The following is a 24,913-nucleotide window of genomic DNA, read 5'->3' on the forward strand; positions in this document are numbered from 1 at the left end:
TGTATTAATGCTCAAGAGCTCTAAACTTTTCGCGTAAGTGGTTACGAATACCAATCGCGGTGATATTCAGGGCGATAATTACTGATACCAGTAAGAATGCCGTGGCATATACCAGCGGACGTGCCGCTTCTACGTTAGGGCTTTGGAAACCAACATCATAAATGTGGAAACCTAAGTGCATAAATTTTCTATCTAAATGTACGTATGGGAAGTTACCGTCAAGAGGCAGTGTTGGCGCCATCTTAACAACACCAACAAGCATAAGTGGTGCTACTTCACCGGCTGCACGTGCAACCGCTAAGATTAAACCTGTCATAATCGCAGGGCTTGCCATCGGAATGATGATGCGCCATAGCGTTTCTGCTTTTGTTGCGCCAAGTGCTAATGAACCATGACGAACCGTGCTTGGAATACGTGATAAACCTTCTTCCGTTGAAACAATCACAACTGGAAGCGTTAAAATTGCTAGTGTTAATGCTGACCAAATCACACCTGGCGTACCAAATACTGGACTTGGCGATGATTCTGGGTAGAACAATTGGTCAATACTGCCACCTAGCATATATACAAAGAAACCTAGACCAAATACACCGTATACAATTGAAGGTACGCCCGCAAGGTTGATTACCGCGATACGGATCATTTTAGTAACGGCATTCTTTGCTGCGTATTCATGTAAGTAAATCGCTGCAACCACACCAAACGGCGTAACAATCACTGCCATCAGTAATACCATGAACACAGTACCGAAAATCGCCGGGAATACACCCCCTTCAGTGTTTGCCTCACGCGGGTCATCCGCTACAAACTTACCAAGTTGTACAAAGTAGTGGCCTAGCTTAGCGAAGAAGCCCATGTCATTTGGGAACCACACATCAAGAACTTGATACAGAGGTAAAGTAACCACTTCACCGCGCATGTCTTTAACCGTTACTTGGTCACGCTTTGCTTCTTTACGAAGTGCAAATAACTGTTTTTCTAGCACGGCATACTCAGCACGTAGCTCAGCGCGTGTTTGTGCTAGCTCAGCAACACGTTCGTCCGTTAACTCGTTATCAAGCTGATACGCTTTTTCTTTTAAGCGCAAGCGCTCAAGTTCATAGTTGATATGACCAATATCACCATTTTGTAAATCGAGTGCTTGGTCGTTTAGGTCAACAGCACGGTCAACAAGATCATAAAGTACCTCGATTTTGTTATCTGTAATAACTTCACCGTCTTTAATAACCTGTTCTACATAACCGTAAAAGTTACCGTTTTTGCTACGCTCGAATACTGCAAGTTCAGCTGGCGCTGTACGCGATGTGATATCTGTCTCTAATACCCAACGGAAATCGAGATCAACGTACTCACGGTTACCTGTTTTGATTAGTAAGCGCTCTAGTTGCTCTTTGTCGTAGTGAGATAAATCAACGCCCGTCGCCTCAATACGTGATTTTGCAACTAGCTCACGGTCATAAACTTCACCGATCACTGTTTGTTTAGCAACTGAGCCTTGCAGCTCAAGTTGCACTACTTCTGATGGCCAGAAAAAGCTTAAACCTTTCCAAGCAATCATGGCTAATAAGCCAAGAACCGAGATTAAACTGATGCTTACCGCACCGCCGGTCATCCAAATCCAAGGAGAACCAGACTTAAACCACTGCTTTACCATGTCGTGTCTCTCCACCTACATTGAACTGTATTTTTCACGCAGTTGCTGACGAACAAACTCAGCCACTGTGTTGAAAACGAATGTGAATATGAATAGTACAAATGCTGCTAAGAATAGAATGCGATAATGCGAGCTGCCTACCTCAGACTCTGGCATTTCTACCGCGATATTCGCTGCAAGCGTTCTCATACCCTGGAAGATACTCCAGTCCATAATAGGTGTATTACCTGTTGCCATTAGTACAATCATTGTTTCACCTACAGCACGACCAAGACCCATCATTACTGCTGAGAAGATACCCGGGCTTGCAGTTAGTAGTACTACGCGAACCAATGTTTGCCATTGCGTTGCACCGAGTGCTAATGAACCATTTGATAAGTGCTTAGGAACACTGAATACCGCATCTTCCGCAATTGAGAAGATAGTTGGGATAACAGCGAAGCCCATCGCAATACCAACAACTAACGAGTTACGTTGGTCGAATGTCATACCTAATTCATTGGTTAGGTACTGACGCACATTACCGTCAAACATCCAAAGCTCAATTGAGTTACTCATCGCAAACGATAACCAACCAATAAAGATAACCACTGGGATAAGTAAAATAGAGTGCGAACCTTCAGGAACACGGTGACGAATTGACGCCGGTAGCTTGTTCCAGCCGAATGCGGTTAATAAGATACCAATTGGTAATAACACTAATAATCCGACAATCGCTGGTAAATGCTCTTCAATTAATGGTGCTAACCAAAGACCGGCTAAGAAACCTAAGATTACTGTTGGTAATGCTTCCATGATTTCTACAGTCGGCTTAACCACTTTACGTAATTCACTCGACATAAAGTACGCCGTGTAAATCGCAGCTGAAAGCGCAATAGGTACTGCAAACAGCATCGCATATAGAGCTGCTTTAATCGTACCGAATGAAATTGGCACTAATGAAAACTTAGATTCAAAATCATCACTGGCAGAGGTTGATTGCCAGATATAACCCGGCTCTGGGTAACCTTCGTACCATACTTCTTGCCATAACGCAGACCACGTTACTTCTGGGTGTTCGTTATGGATTTCGATTACTTTTAATGCGTCATCTGCAAGTACTAGCGCCGCATTTGAACGAGGTGCAATTGCAAAGTTTTGAATTGGACCATCACTTACTTTACCTTGCCACAGTTTTGCGTCGCTGGTTGTGTAATAAATACCAAGCTCACCGTTAGCACCCGCTGTGAAGAACGTACGACGGTAGAACTCAGTGAAAATATTTAGTTTCGATTGTTTGCTGGTTTCAAAAGCGCGGATCTTTTGGAACTCACGTCCCTCTTCCGTGTTTACTTCAAACCACTGAGATACTTCACCATTATCGTTAGCAAGCATCAGTGAGTTAGCACCCGCTAATAACTGAGTTGAAACTAGGTTCGCGTTTTCTTCATTCGCAGCAAGCAGTTGGATTTGCTCAACTTCAGAAGGGTAACGCGTATCGTATACGTAAATTTGATTTGCAGAGCGAACGAACGTACGTGTTGTATCAGGTGAGATTAATAGCTCATCCACACGACCTTCGATATCAAGCTCAGTGCGCTCAACATTCCACTCAACTTCGCCAGTGAACATGTTTTCTTCACCGACAAAACTGCTGAATAAAACGCGCTTGTCAGCCGTAAAAGCAACAACAGCCGTTTTATCTTCATAGTGGCTAAACGCAAATTTAGTGATTGCTGCGCCTTGATCATCAACTTCAAGCGCCATATCACCGAGCGGGTAGTCTAATCGAGGTGTTAATTGGCGTTGGTTATTTGGGAATGTCACCAAAAACTTAGGTGCAACCACAACAACCGTACCATTTTCTAAACCGTACGCATATTGACCTTGAAACGGTGCAGAGCTTGCAAAGCTGCTTACATCGCTAGGTAATTCAGCATTAAGAGTGGTGATCTTTTTACCAAACTGTTCTTTTTCAACATTGTAAAAGTCCACGCTACCTTTTTCACCGAGTAAAAAGGCAACCTCTGTTTGCTCTTCAATGCCAAGGCCAACAACTTCTGACGCATTTTGTAGTTTTACACTGTTACGTGTTTCTACTTTTGCTGATTCAAAAATAGGTTGAACAACATAAAGAAGGTAAAAGAATATGAGTAACAGTGCTACTAGCACCATTACGCCACCTGCGGAAATACCCCACTTGGCAAACCTGTCTTTAAATAGACGGCTTCTATCCGTATGAAAGGTAGGTTTATTCGGATTGGAAGTCATCAAAACACCCTTAAATCTTAACGTTGCGCGAATTATATTTCACCAAGATGACAGTAATGTTACAAACGTCATAATTCAGTGTAATAAAGCAAGCTTTTCGGAAACGTAGTTTAAAGTTAAAAAATGACCAATTTACGACAATTGTAAGCGCTTTTATAAGTCCTAAATTAACAAGCTAACAAACTGTTATATCTAATTTTTTATAACTATATGGAAAAAATTGGACAAACAATAAAACAGCATCAATACTCAAGAAGACTTATTTTTTTCAACAATAAGAATCATTTTTAACCAACGCCTCCTTCCTTTTATTGCATTTTTCAGAGGCATTTTTATAGAGATTTAAGTATGAAGCAGTTAGTAATTACTATTTTGGGGCCAGATAAACCCGGCCTAGTTGAAGACCTTTCAGCCACAATTCTAAGCCACCACGGCAACTGGTTAAGCAGTAATTTAAGCCACCTTGCAGGGCATTTTGCAGGGATCATTGAAGCAGCAGTACCTGAAGAACATTTACAAGAATTACAAGATGCGTTACATAGCCTGCCGCATTTAGAGGTCAGAATCGAACGCGGCACCGAGACGCTGCCTGAAGAAAAATCTGAGCAAATTAATTTTGTTATCACTGGCAATGATAGACCTGGCATTGTACAAGAGCTAGCCAGCGTTATTCGTCACAAAGGGGCGAATATCACTCACCTCAATTCAAAACAACAAAGTGCACCTAACTGGGGTGTGCCTATTTTTAGTGCCGTTGCCACCGTTGCTTTACCAATTGGTATGAACAAAGACGAAGTAATTAGCGCACTTGAGTCTATCACTACAGACCTAATTGTTGATATTGAGGACGCGTAACACACAAGTTTATAGGGATATTTTGAACTTTAAAAAAGCGACATACATGTCACAAAACTGACATGTATGTCACACAACCGTCATCTGCATCCTCTATATTCTAACTAGCTATAAACGTTGGAAAACCAGATGAACGCATCACATTCTTCTTCTCAAGCCATCAATTACTTTGCCAAAGAGCTAAGTTGGCTGTCATTTAATGAACGCGTGCTGCAAGAAGCCAAAGATAAATCGAACCCGATTATTGAGCGCATGCGCTTTTTAGGTATTTACTCAAACAACATGGATGAGTTTTTCCGTGTCCGTGTTGCAGATGTAAAGCGCCGAATTTTACTTAATAAAATTCCTGATGCGAACTTTGATGAAGATGAGATCCTACTCCATCAAATCCAGAGTAAAGTGCTCCAGCTTGGCAAAAAATTTAATCAAATTCATAAAGATATTTTGAATGATTTAAACGAGCATAATATTCACGTAGAGCTACCAGAGAAGTTATCTGAATTTCATTTAACCTGGCTGAAAAAGTTTTTCCACGACAATGTACTGCAACACATTTTGCCGATTTTGCTCTCTGAAAAGAAAGACTACTCAGATCAAATTAACGACACCATGACTTATTTGTTTGTCGAGATGACCAATCAAAAAAGTCATTATGCCATGATGGAGGTGCCTACTGACCGCGTCTCACGCTTTGTTATTTTGCCTCCTGAGAAAACACGTCGCCACAAAACCATTGTGATGCTTGATGACATCATTGCCTACTTTATTCGCGATGTATTTAGCAGCTTTTTTAGCTTTGATGATATTCAATGTTATGCCATCAAACTGACCCGCGATGCCGAGTACAATTTAGATGATGAACTCGAAGAAGGTTTACTCGATAAAATGTCGAAAGGCCTAAAACAACGTATTTCTGCTGAGCCTGTGCGCCTTGTTTATGACGAGAGCATGCCTGATGAAATGCTTAAAGTGATGAAAAAGCGCCTTAACATAAGCCAACATGATGCGCTGATCCCCGGCGGTCGTTATCGTAACTTCCGCGATTTTATTGCGTTTCCAAATGTTGGCCGTCAGTATTTAGAAAACAAACCACTGCCTGCATTACAAAGCACGGCCTTTAACAATCACTCGAGTGTGTTTGATGCCATCTCTGAGCAAGATGTGTTGCTGTATTACCCTTATCACACCTTTAACCATTTACTTGAGTTTGTACGCCAAGCTGCGTTTGACCCAGATGTAACCCAAATTAAGGTCAATATTTATCGCGTTGCGAGTCAATCTCGCCTTGTTTCTACGCTAATTAATGCGGCAAAAAATGGTAAGCATGTAACCGTAATGGTTGAGCTGAAAGCGCGCTTTGATGAACAGAACAACATTGAATGGGCAAAAACCCTGAGTAACGCTGGGGTTAAAGTGATTTTTGGTATTCCTGCGCTGAAAGTTCACAGTAAGCTATGCGTTATTCACCGTAAAGAAAAGAATAACATCGTGAAGTATGCCCATATAGGCACGGGTAACTTCCATGAAAAAACAGCCAAAATCTACACGGACTTTAGCTTATTCACCAAGCATGAGGGCATTAGTGAAGAGTGCGATAGCGTGTTTAAGTTTATCGAAAGTAGTTACCGACCATTTCAATTTGACCATTTAATGATTTCGCCAGTTAACGCACGACAAACTATTATGTCGTTAATTGACGCTGAAATTGCCAATGTAGAGCACGGAAAAGCGGGCCGAATTACGTTAAAAATAAACAACCTAGTTGATAAAGAGCTGGTTGATCATCTTTATTTTGCTGCAAGACGCGGCGTAAAAATTCGCATTATTGTGCGTGGTATGTGTTCCTTAGTGCCCTCTGCCGTGAACGATAACATTCGTATTATTAGTATCGTTGACCGCTTTTTAGAGCACCCCCGGGTGATGGTGTTTCATAATAATGGTGACGAAAAAGTGTATATTTCATCGGCAGACTGGATGACCCGAAATCTTGATCACCGCGTAGAAGTAGCCACTCCGATTTACAATGAAAAATTAAAACAGCTGATTATTGATATTCTTGAGCTACAGTTTAAAGATAGATCAAAAGCACGCATAATCGATAGCGAACAAAAAAACAGCTATGTGCGCCGTGGCAATCGTAAAAAAATTCGCTCGCAAATTGCCATTTATGACCACCTTAAGAAATGGGAAAGTAACTACAATAATGAATGATTATCCCTCAATTGCTGCCGTTGATTTAGGCTCAAACAGTTTTCATTTAGTGGTGGCAAGAGAGGTCGATGGCTCTTTGCAAATCTTACACAAAGAAAAGCAGCGCGTTTACTTAGCTGACGGTTTAGATGATAAAAATCATTTAAGCCAAGAAGCTATTGAGCGCGCACTGGCAATTTTGAAGCAATTTGCCATTACCTTGCAGGACTTTCCCCTTGAAAATGTCAAAGTGGCCGCCACGTACACATTGCGCCGTGCGAAAAACATTCATTCATTCTTAACGCAAGCAAGTAAAGTGTTTCCTTACCCAATCGAAGTAATATCAGGGCAAGAAGAAGCACGTTTAATTTACCAAGGTGTTGCCCATTATATTCATCACGATGAAAACCGCTTAGTCATTGATATCGGCGGCGGCAGTACTGAACTCATCATTGGTAAACACTTTAAACACAAACTACTCGCTAGCCGCAACATGGGCTGTGTCAGCTATACCAAGCAGTTTTTTGCAGATGGACAAATCACAGCTAAGCGCTTTGCCAAAGCCGAAGTTCGCGCAGAGCAAGAACTCGAAGTGATCTTTGCAAATTACTTATCAGCTGGCTGGCAATCAGTGGTGGGAACATCAGGCACGATTAAATCTATCCTTGCCATGATCAATGCAAACGATGCAGAGCAAGAGCTAATTACTTTAGAGCGATTATTAGAATTAAAAACCCAGTTTATTGCTGCAAAACAAATACAAGCGCTGCAAATTGAAGGTCTTACGCCTGAGCGGCAAGTGAGTATTTGTGGTGGTTTAGCTATTTTAATTGCCATATTTAGACTGTTTAACATCGAAGCGATGCAATATAGCGACTTTTCACTGCGTGAAGGCCTGCTTCATGAAATGCAGCAAAAACTCGCCCATAAGGATATTCGTACAAATACCATAGCGAACCTATCTGAGCGCAATGCCATAGATAAAGAGCATGCTAATCGCGTCTCAACAACCGCAAAGTGGCTATTCGAACAAGTAAGAGAAACATGGCACCTGACTGACTCTGATCACATAAATTTACTGGATTGGGCTGCACAGCTGCATGAAATTGGTTTAGGGGTTAATTCTTCGGGGTTACATAAACACAGTGCCTATATCGTGGCGAACAGCCAATTACCTGGCTTTACACAGCAACAACAAACACTTCTTAGCTGTATGATCCGTTTTTATCGTAAAAAGATCCGTTTAGAAGATTTTCCAGCACTGCATACCATGCAGCATTATGAAATATTACAGCTCATTGTGATTTTGCGTTTAGCAGTACTGCTAAATCAAAAGCGCATTACTGACCAAGGCTTTAAGCTTGAGGTAACAGCCAAGCAAAATAGTATGTTCTTAAAGTTTTACAATAAGTGGCTTAAAGAACATACCTTGCTTTTAGCTGACTTACAGCAAGAGCAAAAATACCTTAAAAAAGTCGGCTTCTTACTCGATTTTCATTAAGCTGATTAATATATACCCAAACCACCTCAAGATGTGAGTTTCAGTTGGAATTAAAAGCGATTTAGGCAAGGCATTGATTGCAAGTAATAGTGGTTCTATTGTTAAGATCAATAACGCAGTATAAATCGCTTTTAAACCAACCCGTTGGGCGCTTCACAGGCACTTACTCTCATCGTTGTTACTTCTTAAAAGGGACTGCCATTCTTACAAAGTAACGCCTTGATATTAAGCACCTGTGAAACGCTGAATTCTGCATCTTGAGGTGGTTTGGGTATACTACATATCCATATGGCGGTTTGAGCTTTGCATCATTTGCTTAAGGCCTTGATGTTCAAGTTCTAGCAAACGTTCGAGCTTTTCTTTGGTATCTGCCGTTTCGGCGCGTGACACCAAGTACTCATATAAGTCGATTACTTTTTGGTGTTGCGTGGTTAAGTAAACCTGAATCGCCTTTTCATCAATGCGCTGATCAGTGCTGATATCGTTAAAAGTAATTAGCTCTGGGTTTTCAGAAAAATACTCATAGCAATACGTATCGAGTGTGTTTACTTCGGTAATCGCTTTAAAACCAACGAGATCTTCTGCCAGCTTCTTCTCATATTGCAGATAATAGTCCACCAGCATTTGATTGTGCTCGTCCAGTAAGTCTTTAACACTGTGGAAATTGGCTGCCATTTGAGTATGAAATAACACGGTCCAATCATAAACTTGTTGTATTGTTTTAACTTGCATGTGCATTCCTTATCAAAATCAATTTAATATGACTTTGCATAAATCACACCAGCAACAAACAACCCAATTATCAACAAGTTAAAAATAAAATGTGTAACTTGCAGCAATTAAAAGCGCACAAGTTACACACTGACTGTAAAATTTATAGGTCGCGTTTACGCCATATAAAATAAAGCGCAGGTAACACAAGTAGCGTTAAAACTATGGCACTGAGCATCCCGCCGACCATAGGCGCGGCTATTCGGCTCATCACTTCACTACCGGTTCCAGTGCCATAAAGCACCGGCAGTAACCCAATGATAATAGTGGCAACTGTCATCATTACAGGCCTAACCCGAAGGCCTGCACCATTGATGATTGCTTGGCGCAGCTCTGTAACCGTGAACTGTGCTGATTGCGCTTTAGCATCTTGATAAGCTTGGTTGAGATAAACCAGCATGATCACGCCAATTTCCACAGCAACCCCAGCCAGGGCAATAAAACCAACCCCAACAGCAACCGAGAAGTTAAAGCCTTCAAGGTACATCAGCCAAATACCGCCTATCATCGCAAGCGGTAAGGTCAGCATAATCATTGCCACCTCAATAAAGCTTCTAAAATTGAGGTATAACAGCACCACAATAATTGCCAAGGTGAGTGGCAATACGTAACTGAGTTTAGCTTTTGCGCGCTCCATATATTCATATTGCCCCGCCCACGTAATTGAGTAACCAGCAGGTAGCTCGAGCTGCTCATGCAGCGCTTGTTGCGCACGCTCAACATAACTGCCAATATCACTGCCTTCAATGTCGATTAAGCTCCAGCCATTAATGCGGGCATTTTCACTTTTAATACCCGGCGGGCCATCTTCGATAAAGACATGAGCTACATCGGCCAATGCGATACGCTGTCCGTTTGGTGTCACTATCGGTAACAACTTAAGCTCTTCTGGCGAGTCGCGATAATCTTGTGGATAACGTAAGTTAACCGGGTAACGCTCTTGCCCTTCAACCGTTTCGGTCACATTCATACCACCGATAGCAGTAGCAACAACCTGTTGCACATCAGCAATGTTTAAACCGTACCGTGCTGCTTTTTCACGGTTGATATCAACTTTGATGTAGCGACCGCCGGCAACGCGCTCAGAATAAACCGAAGCCGTGCCCGGTAAATCTTTTAAGATGACTTCAATTTGCTCACCGATTTTTTGAATTTCGCTCAGCTTTGGCCCTGCTACTTTGATCCCCACAGGCGTTTTAATCCCAGTGGCAAGCATGTCGATTCGTGTTTTGATTGGCATAACCCACGCATTGGTAAGCCCTGGGAACTTAACCAGATTATCGAGCTCTTTTTTCAGTTTCTCGGTTGTCATACCCTCGCGCCACTGTGACTTTGGCTTTAACTGAATAAAGGTTTCGATCATGGTAAGCGGCGCAGGATCTGTGGCAGTATCCGCTCGACCTACCTTACCAAACACCGACTCAACCTCTGGCACACTGGCAATTAGCTTATCGGTCTGCTGTAAGATTTCACGGGCCTTACCAATTGAAATACCTGGGTAAGTCGTTGGCATATACATTAAGTCGCCCTCATCAAGAGGAGGAATAAACTCACTACCAATTTTATTAACCGGGTAAAAGCCAATAGCAGCCAACACTAATGCCAGTACCAATGTTGTTTTCGGCGCTTTTAATACTGCATTTAACAAGGGTTTATAGGCTGCCACCAATAAGCGGTTTACTGGGTTTTTCTGCTCCGAAATAACCTTACCGCGAATAAAGTAGCCCATTAATACTGGCACCAGTGTAATCGCTAAACCAGCCGAGGCCGCCATTGCATAGGTTTTTGTATAAGCCAGAGGCGAGAACATACGTCCTTCTTGAGCTTCAAGAATAAACACTGGCATAAAGCTGACGGTAATTATTAATAAACTAAAGAATAACGCGGGCCCGACTTCTGCGGCTGAGTCCATCACCACTTGCCAGCGGTTCTCATCGGTCAGAGGGGTTTTCTCCATATGCTTGTGCATATTTTCTATCATCACGATAGCACCATCTGTCATTGCACCAATAGCAATCGCTATGCCGCCAAGCGACATGATGTTGGCGTTTATACCTTGCCAATACATCACCACAAAAGCCGTTAAAATACCCATTGGCAACGTGATAATGGCTACGATCGATGAGCGTATATGGAATAAAAACACCACACACACTAAGGCCACGACGATTAACTCTTCAATTAACTTTGAACTTAAGTTATCAAGTGCTTGGGTAATAAGGTTTGAACGGTCGTACACTGGAATGATTTCGACGCCCTCTGGCAGGCCTTTTTTGAGCGACTCTAGCTTTTCTTTTACGAGTTTAATGGTTGCTTCGGCGTTTTCTCCAAAGCGCATCACTACCACACCACCAGTTACTTCGCCTTCGCCGTTTAATTCAGCAATTCCACGGCGCATTTGTGGCCCAAGTTTTATATCGGCCACATCGCGTAATTGCAGTGGCGTACCATTGGCATTAGTACCCAGCGGAATGGCTTCTAAATCTGCGACACTTTTGATGTAACCTGTGCTCGATACCATGTATTCGGCTTCTGCCATTTCGACCACTGAGGCACCACGCTCTTGGTTACCTTGCTTAATTGCTGTTTGAATTAAACTTAGCGGAATACCATAAGCACGCAATTTATCCGGGTCGACATTCACCTGATACTGCTTAACCATACCACCAACAGACGCTACCTCTGATACGCCCGGTACCGTTTGCAGCTCAAACTTTAAAAACCAATCTTGCAGGCTTCGTAGCTGGCTAATATCGTGTTTACCGGTTTTATCCACCAGCGCATACAGGTAAATCCAACCCACCCCTGTTGCATCAGGGCCAAGTTCAGGCCTTGCTGAATCAGGTAAGCGAGCACTTACTTGACTCAAATACTCTTGCACCCGACTACGGGCCCAGTAAAGGTCGGTGTCTTCATTAAAAATAACGTATACGTAAGAGTCACCAAAAAACGAAAAGCCCCTGACCGTTTCAGCACCCGGCACCGACAACATGGCTGTGGTGATCGGAAACGTTACTTGATCTTGCACCACTTGTGGCGCTTGTCCTGGATAAGATGTTTTTACAATAACCTGTATATCAGATAAGTCAGGCAAGGCATCAACTGGGGTATTCTTTAAAGAAAAAATCCCAAAGCCCGCCAACATTAAAGACAGCAGTAATACAAAGAAGCGATTACCGACTGACCAACGGATCACGGCAGCTATCATTGCATTTCTCCTTGCATAGGGTGGCTCATGGTCATGATGTCAAAAATCACAAACTCACCGTCCACCAATTTAAAGGTAAAATGCACTTCATCATCGCTTTGCAAACTAGACATATCGATGCGCGGCGAGAAATGAAATTCCATAGTTGCAGCCCCGCGGCCCCACTTAGGGATGGCCTCACGACTGATCACAGCCGTTCTGGCTTCACGGTCAATGCTGTTGATCACGCCATTTACCATTGCGCTATCGCTATCAGGTTCTTGCATACGCATAAAGTCAGAACTCTTACTTGATTCGGAATCTATTAAGAACTGCGCTGAAACCACAACGTTATCGTCTTTCAATAAGCCTGATAAAATTTCGACATCATGATTATCACTACGGCCTAGCGTCACAGCGACTGATTTAAAGCGCCCTTCACCTAAATCAATCACGACACGGTCTTGGCTACCGGTGCGGATCACCGCTTCTTTAGCTATCACTAATTGCGGCTCAGTTGGCTTAGTAGTAATGCTCACTTCAGCAAACATATTCGGTTTTAATAAGCCATCTTGGTTAGCAAAGCGTAAACGCACGCGCAGGGTACGGTTTTTCTCATCAAGGGTTGGGTAAATATAATCGACCTTGCCTTGCCAGCGTTTGCCCGGTAAGTAATCTAAGCTCATGGTAACAGGCAAGCCTTTATGGATAAGCCCTGCTTGGCGCTCAAAAACTTCAGCCTCAACCCACACTTCTTCTAGGTGGGCAATACTCATCATGGTTGTGCCCGGTTTCACAAAGAAGCCTTCGCGGATATTTAGCTCATCCAATACGCCACTTTGCTTGGCATAAAAGGTAATGTTTTGCCTAACCTTTTGGCTTTGCTCTAATCGCGCAATAAAATCGTCAGAAACATTCAGTGAGGCTAAGCGTGCTTTTGCCGCACGTATAAGCACTGCATTGTTACGTTTAAGGGCAAGCAGTAGCTCTTCTTGCGCATTCACTAGCTGTGGAGAATACAAGGTATAAAGTGGCTCGCCTTGCTTAACTTGGTCACCAGCGGCTTTTACATATAAGGTTTCTATCCAACCTTCGACACGAGGGTGAATATGCACGAGTTGGTCTTGGTCGTATTGCACATAACCAACCGTATCAACCGTCGTTTGTAATGATTTAAAGCGTACGGGCGCTGTTCTTACCCCTAAGTTATTAACGACTGCTGGTGAGATCCTCACCGTACCCGGGCTATCTTCAGCGCTACTTTGCTCCTCATAAACAGGGACTAATTCCATACCCATTGGTGATAACCCCGGTTCATCACGGCGGTAATTGCTGTCCATAGGCGCCACCCAATATAGCGGCTTTTTCTCAGCGCTTGGCATTTGTTCATGCTCTGGCTCAGCCAATTTATTTACAGCCGTTGCCAATGCTGCACCTACCGCCAAAGCGATAACTAATTTCACTGTGTTATTCATTGCTAGCTCCTTGGCTTTGTGCTGCATTTATTTGGTTATCTTTTGCTGCTGCGTAATAATTAAGGCGAGCGAGGGTTATTTGTTTATCAATTTCGATGTTTAATGCATCAATTTTCGCGTTAAGTTCGCTAATGCGAGCACGCATCACTTCTGAAAAGTCACCATCATCATTGGTGTAAGCATTTAACGTCGCCTCCGCTTGCTCTGCCATTTGCGGTAATAGCTGCTGTTGATACAGCGCTTTGCGCTGAGCAAGTCGGCTTAATTGGCTAAGCTCTTTAAAATACTGACCTTGCAGTTTTTGCAGGGTAATAAGCTTGTTGGTTTTTACCGCCTCGGCATTAGCTATTGCGGCATTAACTTGTTGATCTTGGCGGTTATCAGTAAACAGCGGTAAATCAACACTCACCCCAATAGAGAATAAGTCAGCGCGAGAGTCACCCATCGGGGTATCATCACGATAGCCATAACCAAGGTTCATACCAAATTGCGGTTTATACGCTTCTTTCGCCACTTTCACTTGAGTGTTTTTAGCACGCATAGCATGATCAATAGCGATAATTGCCGGGTGATTCATCAGCACTTCAGTCACCCCCGATGGTGCAAGCTCTTGATAAGCCATAACTGCGGTCACCTTGGTGTTTTCATCGCTCACTGCACCGTTTAGCATTTCAATAGGTAGCCATTGAGCTAGTCGCTTTTTGGCACTATCAAACTGTTGCTCTAACATCACCAGCTTATCTTCAAGCCGAGTCAGCTCTAGCTGAGCGCGAATAATATCCTGCTGGCGAGTCGCACCAAGTGTATTGGCATAGCTTGCTTCTGTAATATCAATAAGCTGATTAAATAAGGCTTTATCTTGGTTGATCAGTTGAATGCTTTTTTGTGCGCGATAAGCATTTAGCCATGCTTCGCTAACAATGGCTTTAACCTGTGCTTGGCGGTCAGCTCTAAGCCAAGGATATTGCTCAGCCGATTGTTTTAAAGCTTGTTGCTGTAAGGCAAGACTATCACCTCGGCTAAATTGCTGAGACAAGCCCACTTTGAATTGCGTCATACCCTCTTGGTCAAAGGCAAAGCCATCGGTTGGTAAGTTCATAAGTCCAACAGTTAACACTGGATCTGGCAAGGTACCGGCGGCAATGCTTTGTGCTTCTATCGCCTGTTGCTGGTATTTATTTGCCTGTAACCAAGGCTCGTGAGTCAATGCATAATCAATCACCTGATTGAGTGCCAACGGCTCTGCTTTCACTAAACTTGAGGTTATCAATACTGCGCCTAGAGAAAGCGCCTTAATCAATTTGCTGTGAATCATCACATGCTCCAAAAATCTTAAAAATGGTTAAAAAACAATAGATTTTGGTTGCAGAATGAGGTGTATTTCAGCGTTTTACTGAATTTTAGACAGACCTATCCTGCTTAAGCAGTAATAGGTGGACGATATAAAGAACTGACGCGGAAACTCAGCTGGCTGGCGCCTAACACTGTGACTTTTTCTGATTGCTTAATTGATTTAACAACTAAATCATTTAACGGCAGGAGTGAGTGAGCTGTACAGGCATTGAACGGACACGCACAATCGCTGTTATCCATTGCATCTTCATGGCAACAATCCATATCACTCATGTCGCTGTCAGCATTCATATTAGCATGATGGTCCATTTGCATGCTGGCATTTGGCATATCACATACCATAGCAACAGACGCAACTGACTGACCCACAAACGTGAGCAGCATCATAGCTATCAATAAGTAGCTTGAAAGTCGCGTCATCATCATACCTTAAACATTATTTGCCCAAATTGTAGACCGAAATTTACGCGCTCGACAAGGGTTTATCTATTTTTATGCTACTGCTGGCAGCAATAGCAAACAGGCAATAACCAGTAAAATACCAAAACCCATCACCTAATTCGGCATGCATTTTAATCAGCTCGCCCATTTGCCCATCGGCATTACCTGCTAAATAGGCCACGATCAATGCAATCACAAACACATCAACCATGCTCCATTTACTTAGGCCTTGTATGAGTTGACCTAGCAAATGCTTAAATCTATTCACAGGTAAAAAACAGTAAAGCAATTGCATCAGGAGTTTTAAAGTGGGAATGACAATTGAGAACACTGCAACAAGCGCGGCAACAAGGTAGTTTTTGTTATTAGCAAGCTCATTTACGGTGCCCCAAATGCTGCGTGTTTTTTTATAGGCATCAATTTCACCTTCAAGCTTATCAAGCCCCAACATGCTTGATGCCATCATTAACACGCTACGAGTATTGCGATCGCCTTCATCGGCAATCATTTCAATACCTGTTTTGGCAAGCTTAGATTTATCGATTTTTCCTTCTAGGGTGAGCACAGGCTGGGTTACACCGGGAATTAGTAACGCCAAGGCAATTAAAATAGCCAGTACCGGAAAAACAACACGCATTAGTTACAAACCTTTTAAATACTCAGAGCTCGCATCATAACGAACTCCGCGGGTTTAGTCTGTAACCGATGATAAGCTTTCAAACACTTCATCGGCATAAGCACGAGCATCATACATAGCTTGAAAAACCACATCCATTTTTGACGCAGGACGGATCATCATTAGTAGCTCATGGGCTGTGTGCCACTGCTCTTCTTCCATTGCTTTAACAAGCTGTAAGCTCGCACCTTGCATGCCATTAAAGTTTAATAGTGCGCTCGAAAGCTCACTACCCAACGAAAACTCTTTGGCAATGATATCAAGCTCCATATCTAAAATTGCATCTAAAACAGAGAGTAAGCCAACTAAATAGCCTTGCTCAGCTAGGTCTTTACCGCCTGGTTCAAGCATCAGCGCAATAAATTTAGCTCTTGTTAAGCCAAGTTTGGTCAGCTCTTGCGGTTTATCATTGCCTAATTCGCTGAGCGCTAATACTCGCACAAATTGTCTAATCGCATCTTCACCGAGATAAATAACCGCTTGCGAAATCGAACGAATTGTCTGCTGACCACTGCTTGTACGTGCATTTACTAATTTTAAAATACGTGCAGTAAGGCCAATATCTTTAGCAACCCGTTGTTGAATTGCATCAAAATTTAAATCTGTTTGCGCTGTACAGTTAAGTAATTCAAGCACGGCAACTTTTGATGGTTCAACATTACCAAAACTTAAAAGCTCTGGCTTGGCAAAAAAGTAGCCCTGAAACAGGTCACAACCAGCCGCTTTTAGCTGCTTAAAGTCTTCATAAGTTTCAATGCGTTCCACTATGATGGTGGTTTCAGGAAAGCTGCGTTTGAGCTTTTTGATCATCATGTTGGTTTTGATAATCGGCTGTGTGACTTCAAGCTTTATAAAATCCATCAAAGGCAAAATATCTTGCCATTTATCTGTGCCATCGTAATCATCAAGCGCGAACAAGTAACCCTCTTGTTTTAATTGCTTAACACGGTTCACTACTTTTGGAATACTGGTAGCCCGCTCGACTATTTCGATAACCGCACTGCGTGGTTGCAGCAACTTAGGGAAATCATCCAAAATAGCGTCGGTCGATAGGTTGATAAATGCAGGTTGAAAACCCGTTAGCTTTTCGAGTCCCATCAACATTAACGCGTTAAAAAACAGCCGTCCTGTAGCTTGGCCATCACTGGTACCTACCGGAAAGACATTATCGCTCGATTCTCTATACAATAATTCGTAAGCATACAAACTTTTATCAGCATTAAATATTGGCTGCCGGGCTATATACTGAGTCATGCTCTGACTTTTGTTACCTTCCATACTTAATTCTGACATTCAACTTCTCACTTAGATGTGGCTAACTCCACATTACTATTGTTATTAGTATAGTGAAAGATGTTTGCCTTGCTAAAAAACAAAAACCCAACCAAACTAGGTACATGAAAACGAATTCAATCAGACCATTGCGCTTCTCTCACTCGATTTTCTTAACTTTACTCTTTATTACTCACGTAGTTTTGGCTGAGCAGCAACCTGTACTGAAGTACAATGTAACCGGCTCTGGGAACTACTATCCTTACTATATTGATGATAAAAGCAACCCAGGGATCCTCCCCGAATTGATCAAGCAAGTTATGCTGCTTGCTGATATTCAAGTGCAGCATGTCGAGCTTCCTGCAAAACGAACCGTTAAATACCTTCACCAAGGACATATCGATTTTGATGTCATAAGCCCCGAATGGCTGAGCCAGGCAGAAAAACAAAATCCACAGTTTAGTTACTCAGACACCCTGTTTGCCGTTGAAGAGTATCTAGTGAGCTTAAAAAGCTCTGTGGCTCAATGGCAGCAACTCAACAGTATTCGTAATCAACCCGTAGGGACTGTTTTAGGTTATTACTATTATGACGATAACCGCTTTAAACGGGTTGATTTTCACTCTGAACAACAACTCATTCAGGCGTTAAAAATGCAACGAATTGAGGTCGTCATAATTGATAAACTGCCAGCATTATATTGGGCTGAGCAATTTGATGCAGATATCAGCTTTGGTGCATTACATTCGCTAGGTAATCTAAAAATTCGCCTGCGCAGTGAGCATCAATCATTGTTACCAAAAATAAATACAGCAATCAAAGAACTTAAAAATTCTGGCCGCTTAGATGCCATAATCAATAAATACACAAAAAGCATACCCCTACAATAATTAGGGATATTCCGCTTTGGACCTGCTTTTGCTATAATGCGCGCTGTTTTTCTTACCTTGTTAACTAAAAGAGCCTCCTATGAGCATTGAACAAGCCCTAATCGAACGCAGTAATAACCAATGTGAACTTTGCACTAATACAGATAATCTATCTGTTTACGAAGTGCCACCTGTTACAGAGGCTCATTCTGATAAATGCATTTACGTTTGCCAAACCTGTAAAGATCAAATTGAAAATAATGCTGATTTAACTGCAAACCACTGGCATTGCTTGAACGACAGCATGTGGAGCCAAACACCGGCTGTACAAGTTGTGGCTTATCGCATGTTGAAGCGTTTAGCTGCTGATAACGGTTGGGCACAAGATGCACTCGATATGATTTATCTTGAAGAAGACACACTAAAGTGGGCGCAAACAGCCCTAGCTGAAGATGACGATATTAAACACATCGACAGTAATGGTGTTGTGCTACAAGCAGGTGACACTGTGACACTTATTAAAGATCTTGATGTGAAAGGTAGCAGCCTTGTTGCTAAGCGCGGCACCGCAGTTAGAAACATTGGCTTAACGAGCAACCCTGAACACATTGAAGGCCGTGTTGAAGGGCAACGCATTGTTATTCTTACCAAATACGTGAAAAAGTAACGATTACTTTAATTCGCTTTATTTCTCTCAAGCGATTCGTTATTAAGAAAATGGGCCTAGTGCCCATTTTTTGTTAATTAAGCTATGATTAAGTCAGCGAACTTTATGCTAACTCAATAACAAAGACGCATAACCCTAAAACGCAAGGAAACAATCATGGCTTCGGATACCATCTCATCTTTCAAACGCGCTTCTCTATGCAGTTTAATGATCTTAGGGAGCAGCTTAGTATTAACAGGTTGTGGTGAAGACTCTGCCGCACCACAGGCTGAGCAATCAACAATGAAAACCCTTAATACACAGGTTACTTATTTAGATCGCAGCATGCTGCCACCAGGTTCAGTATTAAAAGTACAACTTGCTGATGTATCAAAAATGGATGCCAAAGCTGACGTTATCAGCGAACAAGAAATTGAATTAAATGGCGCGCCGCCATATAACGTGGCACTTGAATATGACGAAAGTAAAATTGCTGACCGTCACCGCTATGGTGTGAGTGCACGCATTGAGAATCAAGGTAAATTACTTTACATCAGCACCACTCACAATAATCCATTTGCTGAAGATGTGACGGGTGATGTGTATAAGGTGACTGTGACTAAAGTATCAGCGAAAAAACCAGACGTTACTTTGACTAATACGTATTGGAAAGCCGTTACCATCAGCGGAGAAGCAATCACCGTTGAAAATAAAGAACCTTTCGTGCAGTTTAAAGACGATGGTTCAACCAATGGTTATTTAGGGTGTAATAACTTCTCAGGTAGTTACGAGGTTAACGAGCAGACGCTTACATTCAACCCATTAGCAAGCACCAAAAAAATGTGTGTATCACAAATGGATATTGAAGCAGCCATGTCTGCAGCACTTGCAGCAACGGCTAAGTACTCTATCAATGGGGAACAGTTAACCTTGTTAGATGATAGTAATGAGCCGCTTGCAACCTTCGCAGCAACTTACATGAATTAACAACAGTTAAATCAAAAACGCCCAGCAAATGCTGGGCGTTTTTGTATTGAAAAAATTATTCTTCAACTAGTTGTTCGCTGCGATAAAAACCACTGCTATCGCTTAGTAATGAAACAAGCTCAGGTAATACCGCATCCATTGTTTGCTTTAATTTCCATGGCGGGTTGATCACTATCATACCCGATGCTGTCATACCATGAACGTCGGTATCGGCCTCTGTTGCGAGTTCAAACAGCTGAATGTTACGCATACCCGAAGCGATTAAACCCGCTTCCATTCGGTCAATTCGTTCACGGTCTACAACCGGATACCAAATCATGTATGTTCCAGTTGCAAAGCGTTTATGTGCTTTAACAAGGGTATTAACGACCGTGTCGTAATCGTTTTTAATTTCGTATGGAGGGTCAATAAGCACGCAAGCCCGGCGTGATGCTGGTGGTAATAAACCAATTAAGCCTTGAAAGCCGTTTTCACCACGTACGCGAATAGAACGCTTACCTTTCATGTTGTCTTGCAGTAACTGTAAGTCACGTGGATGCAACTCAAAGAACCAACCGTTATCTTGGCGACGTAAAAAGTGCTCTGCAATTTTTGGCGAACCTGGGTAAAAATCTAAATTACCATGTGAGTTAAATGATTTTATCAGCTCAATATACTCATTAAGTGCATCATGCTCACTGTTGTGCTGCCAAAGCTTAGCAATCCCATCCAAATACTCTTGTGTTTTTTGTGCATCACTGCCTGCAAGTTCAAAAAAGCCAGCACCTGAGTGGGTGTCCACATAATCAAGTGGTTTATCTTTAATTGTTTGGTATTTAAGAACTTCAGCTAGAACAAGATGTTTTAGCACATCAGCAGGGTTACCTGCATGAAAAGAGTGTCGATAACTAAGCATATTTATAAGTCGCCAAATGCAAAACTGCATTAAAAATGAATGGCCATATTGTACATGATAAACAGAAAATGATCCTAGGATCTGGCGCTTTCGTGAATCAAAAATGAATAAAAAAGCCGCTACGCTGAATTACACCTTAATAATAAATAAAAATCCCCTAAAAAGGCCGTAAATGCTGGCATATCAAGACACTTTCCTTTACATTTGCATGACAATAATCACAGTTTTATGAGCGCATTTATGAATAACGAAACCCTTTCCCAACTCGAACAACTGATCGACAAATTAATCCTTCGCAACAGCGAACTTGAAAGTGAAGTTAAAAGCCTACAAGAACAAACCGCTAAGCTTTTAGATGAGAACGAAACTCTGCAACTTGAAGTACTAGAAAACGAAGAGAAACAAAAAGATACAAGCAGCACATTGACTGGCCTGCTTGAGAAATTGCAAAGCGTTCAACAGGCTAGCTAATGAGCAGCCCACAAAGTCAGCGGGTCACCGTAGAGCTACTAGGTAAAGAGCATGAGTTCTCTTGCCCACCAGGGCAAGAGCATGCCCTAGTTGCTGCTGCACAAAATTTGAATGACTTAGTGGAGCAAATGAAACAACGCTCATCGGTTCGCAATGACCAAAAAGCATTGCTAATGGCAGCATTACATCTAAGTCATGAATTGCTTGAAGTTAAATCGCAACAAGCAGAACAAGAGCAACAACATGACAGCTTAATAGATAAGCTCAGCCAACACCTTAGTATTTAGAAAAAAGCGCATCTGGCGCTTTTTTTGTTTACAATCAACTGCACTGACACCTATTCGAGCTAAACACCATGCGATTTTGTGCTTTTTTGTTCTGTTTATTTCTAAGCTATAGCGCCCAAGCAAGCGTTAGCTGGCATAGCATCACGCCTGAAATCCAATTTCTACAACAACAAAATAAACTGCGTTTTTACGATTCGAATCAAGTGCTGATAGAGGGTAAAGAATGTGCCTTAATGTTTGATGCCAGTGGTAACTTTGCCGAGGTAGAAAAGCTCGCTGAGCAGCTAAAAGAACGCTTAAAAACACCATTATGTTATTTAGTGGCGAGTCATTATCATGATGATCATCTGCTAGGCTTGGCCGTTTTACAAGCTGAGTTCCCTGAAGCTAAACTCATTGTACATCAGCAAGTAGCGACTGAGTTTTCAGCAATGCAGCAAGCATTGACAGATAAATTAGATGGCTATGAAAAAAGCATTGAGCTCAGCTATCAACGGCTTGCCAATCAACCTGAAAATCAACAAGCTATTTGGCGCGACAAACTTGAACTTGCAAAAAAGCGCTTATTTCGCTGGCGAGAGCTCACCTTAAACCCGCCAGCTATTAGCATTACTGAGTCAACACAGCTAAACCTTGGTAACTACCCCGTCGTTATTACACCTTACCAAGCGCATACTAAGGGCGATCTCACTTTAAGGGCAGATCAAGGTCGCGTGCTGTTAGGCGGCGATATAGTCGACAGCTTACCTTACCCTGGGCATGGTACATTCACGCGCTGGATAACCGCACTGCAAGATATTCAGAAAAATACCACACTGACAACTATTTTACCGGGTCACGGCAAGCCGCTGACACCTGCTGAACTTGCGCTCCCTTTAAAGTTTTTGAAAACCATTAAAGAGCTGACAAATTCCTCGCCGGATAAACCAGTGAGTGAATTAATTCCACTTTTTCCTTCAGACGTTAAACAGCAATACCAACTTGATGAAGTGGGCGAAAGAGCGTTTTCTATGTTTCTAGAAGCTGGACTTAAACAGAGCAAATTGTCAAAATAGGGCTAAAATAGTAAAAGGATTTTATTATATGGCTCAAGTAAGTTTGAAATATTTACTTTTGCTGAGCTTGTTTATTGGCTTACAAGGATGCCAACTAACTCAGCAAGAAACAGAACAACAACGGGCAAGGCCGGAGATTTTTAGCCATTACGAGCCTGATTTAACAACCCAGCAAGCACCTAGTGAGTTTGTCGATTCAACAGCTGTCGAACCACGTCCTGTTGCTGTGCCCATAGCAGTCAATAATACCCCACTAGCAAAGCCTAGATCAAAAGATCTGTGGCAGCATATCGCCAACAATTTAACGCTGGTATTTCAAACCAACAAACATACATCTGCACGAGTAAAATGGTATTTAAAACAACCCAATTACCTGATTAAAGTAAATAAACGTGCGGCACCCTATTTGTATCATATCGTCACACGTATCGAGCAACAGAAGCTCCCGATGGAGCTGGCCCTATTACCCTTTGTTGAAAGTGATTTTAGACCAACAATACGATCATCAGAGCAAGCCGTAGGTGTTTGGCAGCTAGTCGGTGCGACAGCTTATCATTTTGGTGTGCAAAGCGACCAATGGTATGACGGACGCCAAGATATACTCGCTTCAACTGATGCCGCTTTAGCTTATTTAAGTTACTTACATAAACGCTTTGATGGTGACTGGCTGCATGCCCTTGCTGCCTATAACAGTGGTGAAGGACGCGTTAAAAAAGCTATCGAAAAAAATAAAAAGCTTGGCAAAAAAACTGACTATTGGTCATTATCACTACCAAAAGAAACTGCTGAATATATTCCTAAACTTTTGGCACTTAGCTATTTACTTAAGCATCCTGAGCAAGGCTTAAAGCGCCCTAAATTAGCGAATAAAGCACTCACCACTGAATTTGATGTCGGCCAGCAATTTGATTTTTCGGTGATCGCTAACTTATCTGGCGTGGGGCATAACCAGCTCCATAAATTAAATCCAGGATATTTAAAAAACCAAAGCTCTCCAAATGGTCCACATACTCTGCTTTTACCTATGGAGCGCCGTACCTTGCTGCAAAGTAAGCTGTTTCGCAACAACTTTGCTGGTGAATATATAGTGCAAAAAGACGATACGCTTTATGGCATTGCCAGACGCTTTAATATGTCTGTAAAGGATCTGAAAGCGCTTAATAGTAAAACAAGTAACCTGATTAAAGTCGGTGAACAATTGCGATTATCGCAGCCCCAAACCATGCCTGAATCTTTACTGGTTGATTACAATATTAGCCCTTACCTTGAACAGCATGAGGAAGTTATCGCAACCATTGCGGTTGATTACCTCGTTAAACCAGGTGATTCAATTTGGAGTATCAGTCAGCTATACGACGTGCCTCATAAAGACGTTGCAACGTGGAATAAACTCAGTGCCACCAGCATTTTAAAACCAGGCACCATTTTGACATTGCACCTACCGCAAGCAAAACCCGCTGAGCCGCAAGTACCAGCCAGCGAAGCCATGTTGTCAGGTATCGAAAGCTCATTGAAAAAGCCTTGATTGCTCACGCATTGTGGTTAGCGTAAAATCAGCGCCTATATTTTAAATTCAAAAGAGAAATAACATGCAAATCAGTAAAGACGCAGTGGTTGAATTTCACTACACACTTAGTGAAGCAGGCGAGCAAATCGAATCAAGCAAAGATGGCGAGCCACTTTCATATATCCATGGCACTGAAGGCATGCTTCCTGGTCTTGAAAAAGCCCTTGAAGGTAAAGCGGCTGGTGATAACTTCAGCGTAACACTTGAACCTAGCGAATCTTACGGCGAGCGCGTTGATAATCTAATTCAACGCATTCCTCTTAAGCACTTACAAGGCAACACAAAAGTGTGGAAGCCAGGTATGACTGCAATCGTTCATTCAAACCAAGGTCGTCACCAAGTGACTATCGTTAAAGTGGGCCGTTTCAATGCAGATTGTGACTTAAACCACCCATTTGCTGGTAAAACACTGACATTTGATGTTGAAGTGATCAATGTTCGCCAAGCAACAGCTGACGAATTATCACACGGCCACGTGCACGGTGAAGGCGGTTGTGGCCATAGCCACTAA

General features: G+C 42.4%; 21 protein-coding genes. 11 read left to right on the plus strand and 10 right to left on the minus strand.

Annotated elements, in window-relative coordinates:
* Window positions 1-4: 4 nt before the first annotated feature.
* Both pstA and NH153_RS05460 read right to left on the minus strand, forming a co-directional pair.
* Complete coding sequence (pstA, locus tag NH153_RS05455) at window positions 5-1,654, minus strand: phosphate ABC transporter permease PstA (protein ID WP_063701829.1); 1,650 nt, start codon at window positions 1,652-1,654, stop codon at window positions 5-7.
* Between the two features lie 15 nt (window positions 1,655-1,669).
* Window positions 1,670-3,904, minus strand: coding sequence for an ABC transporter permease subunit (locus tag NH153_RS05460; protein ID WP_063701831.1), 2,235 nt, complete (start codon window positions 3,902-3,904; stop codon window positions 1,670-1,672).
* Window positions 3,905-4,252: 348 nt separating this feature from the next.
* Between NH153_RS05460 and NH153_RS05465 the strand changes: the two genes are divergently transcribed.
* From NH153_RS05465 to ppx, 3 genes are all read left to right on the plus strand, one after another.
* A complete protein-coding gene (locus tag NH153_RS05465; RefSeq protein ID WP_063701833.1) occupies window positions 4,253-4,759 on the plus strand; it encodes a glycine cleavage system transcriptional repressor in 507 nt (168 codons plus the stop codon).
* Between the two features lie 129 nt (window positions 4,760-4,888).
* On the plus strand, window positions 4,889-6,970 hold the full coding sequence (gene ppk1, locus NH153_RS05470) for a polyphosphate kinase 1 (RefSeq protein WP_063701835.1): 2,082 nt from the start codon (window positions 4,889-4,891) through the stop codon (window positions 6,968-6,970).
* Window positions 6,963-8,450, plus strand: a complete 1,488-nt coding sequence (ppx, locus tag NH153_RS05475; RefSeq protein WP_063701837.1) for an exopolyphosphatase — start codon at window positions 6,963-6,965, stop codon at window positions 8,448-8,450. The genes ppk1 and ppx overlap by 8 nt, the downstream gene beginning before the upstream one ends.
* A 276-nt stretch (window positions 8,451-8,726) precedes the next feature.
* On the opposite strand, the gene NH153_RS05480 is transcribed toward ppx, so the two are convergent.
* The 7 genes from NH153_RS05480 to NH153_RS05510 all read right to left on the minus strand — a co-directional run bounded on the left by NH153_RS05480 (window position 8,727) and on the right by NH153_RS05510 (window position 17,646).
* Window positions 8,727-9,182: a hypothetical protein gene (locus NH153_RS05480; protein ID WP_063701839.1), complete on the minus strand. Its 456-nt coding sequence runs from the start codon at window positions 9,180-9,182 to the stop codon at window positions 8,727-8,729.
* 142 nt (window positions 9,183-9,324) lie between these two features.
* Window positions 9,325-12,429, minus strand: coding sequence for an efflux RND transporter permease subunit (locus NH153_RS05485; RefSeq protein WP_063701841.1), 3,105 nt, complete (start codon window positions 12,427-12,429; stop codon window positions 9,325-9,327).
* Window positions 12,426-13,883, minus strand: a complete 1,458-nt coding sequence (locus NH153_RS05490; RefSeq protein ID WP_063701843.1) for an efflux RND transporter periplasmic adaptor subunit — start codon at window positions 13,881-13,883, stop codon at window positions 12,426-12,428. Before NH153_RS05490 ends, NH153_RS05485 begins: the two co-directional genes overlap by 4 nt.
* Window positions 13,876-15,198: a TolC family protein gene (locus NH153_RS05495; RefSeq protein ID WP_063701845.1), complete on the minus strand. Its 1,323-nt coding sequence runs from the start codon at window positions 15,196-15,198 to the stop codon at window positions 13,876-13,878. Before NH153_RS05495 ends, NH153_RS05490 begins: the two co-directional genes overlap by 8 nt.
* A gap of 104 nt (window positions 15,199-15,302) precedes the next feature.
* Complete coding sequence (locus NH153_RS05500; protein ID WP_167350236.1) at window positions 15,303-15,662, minus strand: hypothetical protein; 360 nt, start codon at window positions 15,660-15,662, stop codon at window positions 15,303-15,305.
* Window positions 15,663-15,699: 37 nt separating this feature from the next.
* On the minus strand, window positions 15,700-16,314 hold the full coding sequence (locus NH153_RS05505; protein ID WP_063701851.1) for a paraquat-inducible protein A: 615 nt from the start codon (window positions 16,312-16,314) through the stop codon (window positions 15,700-15,702).
* 54 nt (window positions 16,315-16,368) lie between these two features.
* Window positions 16,369-17,646, minus strand: coding sequence for an EAL and HDOD domain-containing protein (locus NH153_RS05510; RefSeq protein ID WP_063701853.1), 1,278 nt, complete (start codon window positions 17,644-17,646; stop codon window positions 16,369-16,371).
* A 104-nt stretch (window positions 17,647-17,750) separates the two neighbouring features.
* Between NH153_RS05510 and NH153_RS05515 the strand changes: the two genes are divergently transcribed.
* The 3 genes from NH153_RS05515 to NH153_RS05525 all read left to right on the plus strand — a co-directional run bounded on the left by NH153_RS05515 (window position 17,751) and on the right by NH153_RS05525 (window position 20,127).
* A complete protein-coding gene (locus NH153_RS05515) occupies window positions 17,751-18,515 on the plus strand; it encodes a substrate-binding periplasmic protein (RefSeq protein WP_082873997.1) in 765 nt (254 codons plus the stop codon).
* Between the two features lie 79 nt (window positions 18,516-18,594).
* A complete protein-coding gene (locus NH153_RS05520) occupies window positions 18,595-19,161 on the plus strand; it encodes a PhnA domain-containing protein (protein WP_063701856.1) in 567 nt (188 codons plus the stop codon).
* Between the two features lie 156 nt (window positions 19,162-19,317).
* Window positions 19,318-20,127, plus strand: a complete 810-nt coding sequence (locus tag NH153_RS05525; protein ID WP_063701858.1) for an META domain-containing protein — start codon at window positions 19,318-19,320, stop codon at window positions 20,125-20,127.
* 55 nt (window positions 20,128-20,182) lie between these two features.
* Here the strand turns inward: NH153_RS05525 and NH153_RS05530 are convergent, their stop codons facing one another.
* Window positions 20,183-21,022, minus strand: a complete 840-nt coding sequence (locus NH153_RS05530; protein ID WP_063701860.1) for a 23S rRNA (adenine(2030)-N(6))-methyltransferase RlmJ — start codon at window positions 21,020-21,022, stop codon at window positions 20,183-20,185.
* A gap of 240 nt (window positions 21,023-21,262) precedes the next feature.
* On the opposite strand from NH153_RS05530, the gene NH153_RS05535 reads away from it, so the two are divergent.
* From NH153_RS05535 to NH153_RS05555, 5 genes are all read left to right on the plus strand, one after another.
* The gene (locus NH153_RS05535) at window positions 21,263-21,493 is read left to right on the plus strand and encodes a hypothetical protein (protein WP_054552458.1); all 231 of its coding nucleotides are present in this window, start codon (window positions 21,263-21,265) and stop codon (window positions 21,491-21,493) included.
* Window positions 21,493-21,780: a cell division protein ZapA gene (locus NH153_RS05540; protein ID WP_054552457.1), complete on the plus strand. Its 288-nt coding sequence runs from the start codon at window positions 21,493-21,495 to the stop codon at window positions 21,778-21,780. The genes NH153_RS05535 and NH153_RS05540 overlap by 1 nt, the downstream gene beginning before the upstream one ends.
* Window positions 21,781-21,848: 68 nt before the next feature.
* Complete coding sequence (locus NH153_RS05545; protein WP_063701862.1) at window positions 21,849-22,835, plus strand: MBL fold metallo-hydrolase; 987 nt, start codon at window positions 21,849-21,851, stop codon at window positions 22,833-22,835.
* A 28-nt stretch (window positions 22,836-22,863) separates the two neighbouring features.
* Complete coding sequence (locus tag NH153_RS05550; protein WP_105175056.1) at window positions 22,864-24,360, plus strand: LysM peptidoglycan-binding domain-containing protein; 1,497 nt, start codon at window positions 22,864-22,866, stop codon at window positions 24,358-24,360.
* A gap of 64 nt (window positions 24,361-24,424) precedes the next feature.
* Entirely contained in the window at window positions 24,425-24,913 is a 489-nt protein-coding gene (locus tag NH153_RS05555; protein WP_063701864.1) for an FKBP-type peptidyl-prolyl cis-trans isomerase, read from the plus strand.

Origin of the sequence: Pseudoalteromonas gelatinilytica, assembly GCF_001641615.1 — a bacterium.
In the GTDB taxonomy this organism is placed as follows: Bacteria; Pseudomonadota; Gammaproteobacteria; order Enterobacterales; family Alteromonadaceae; genus Pseudoalteromonas; species Pseudoalteromonas gelatinilytica.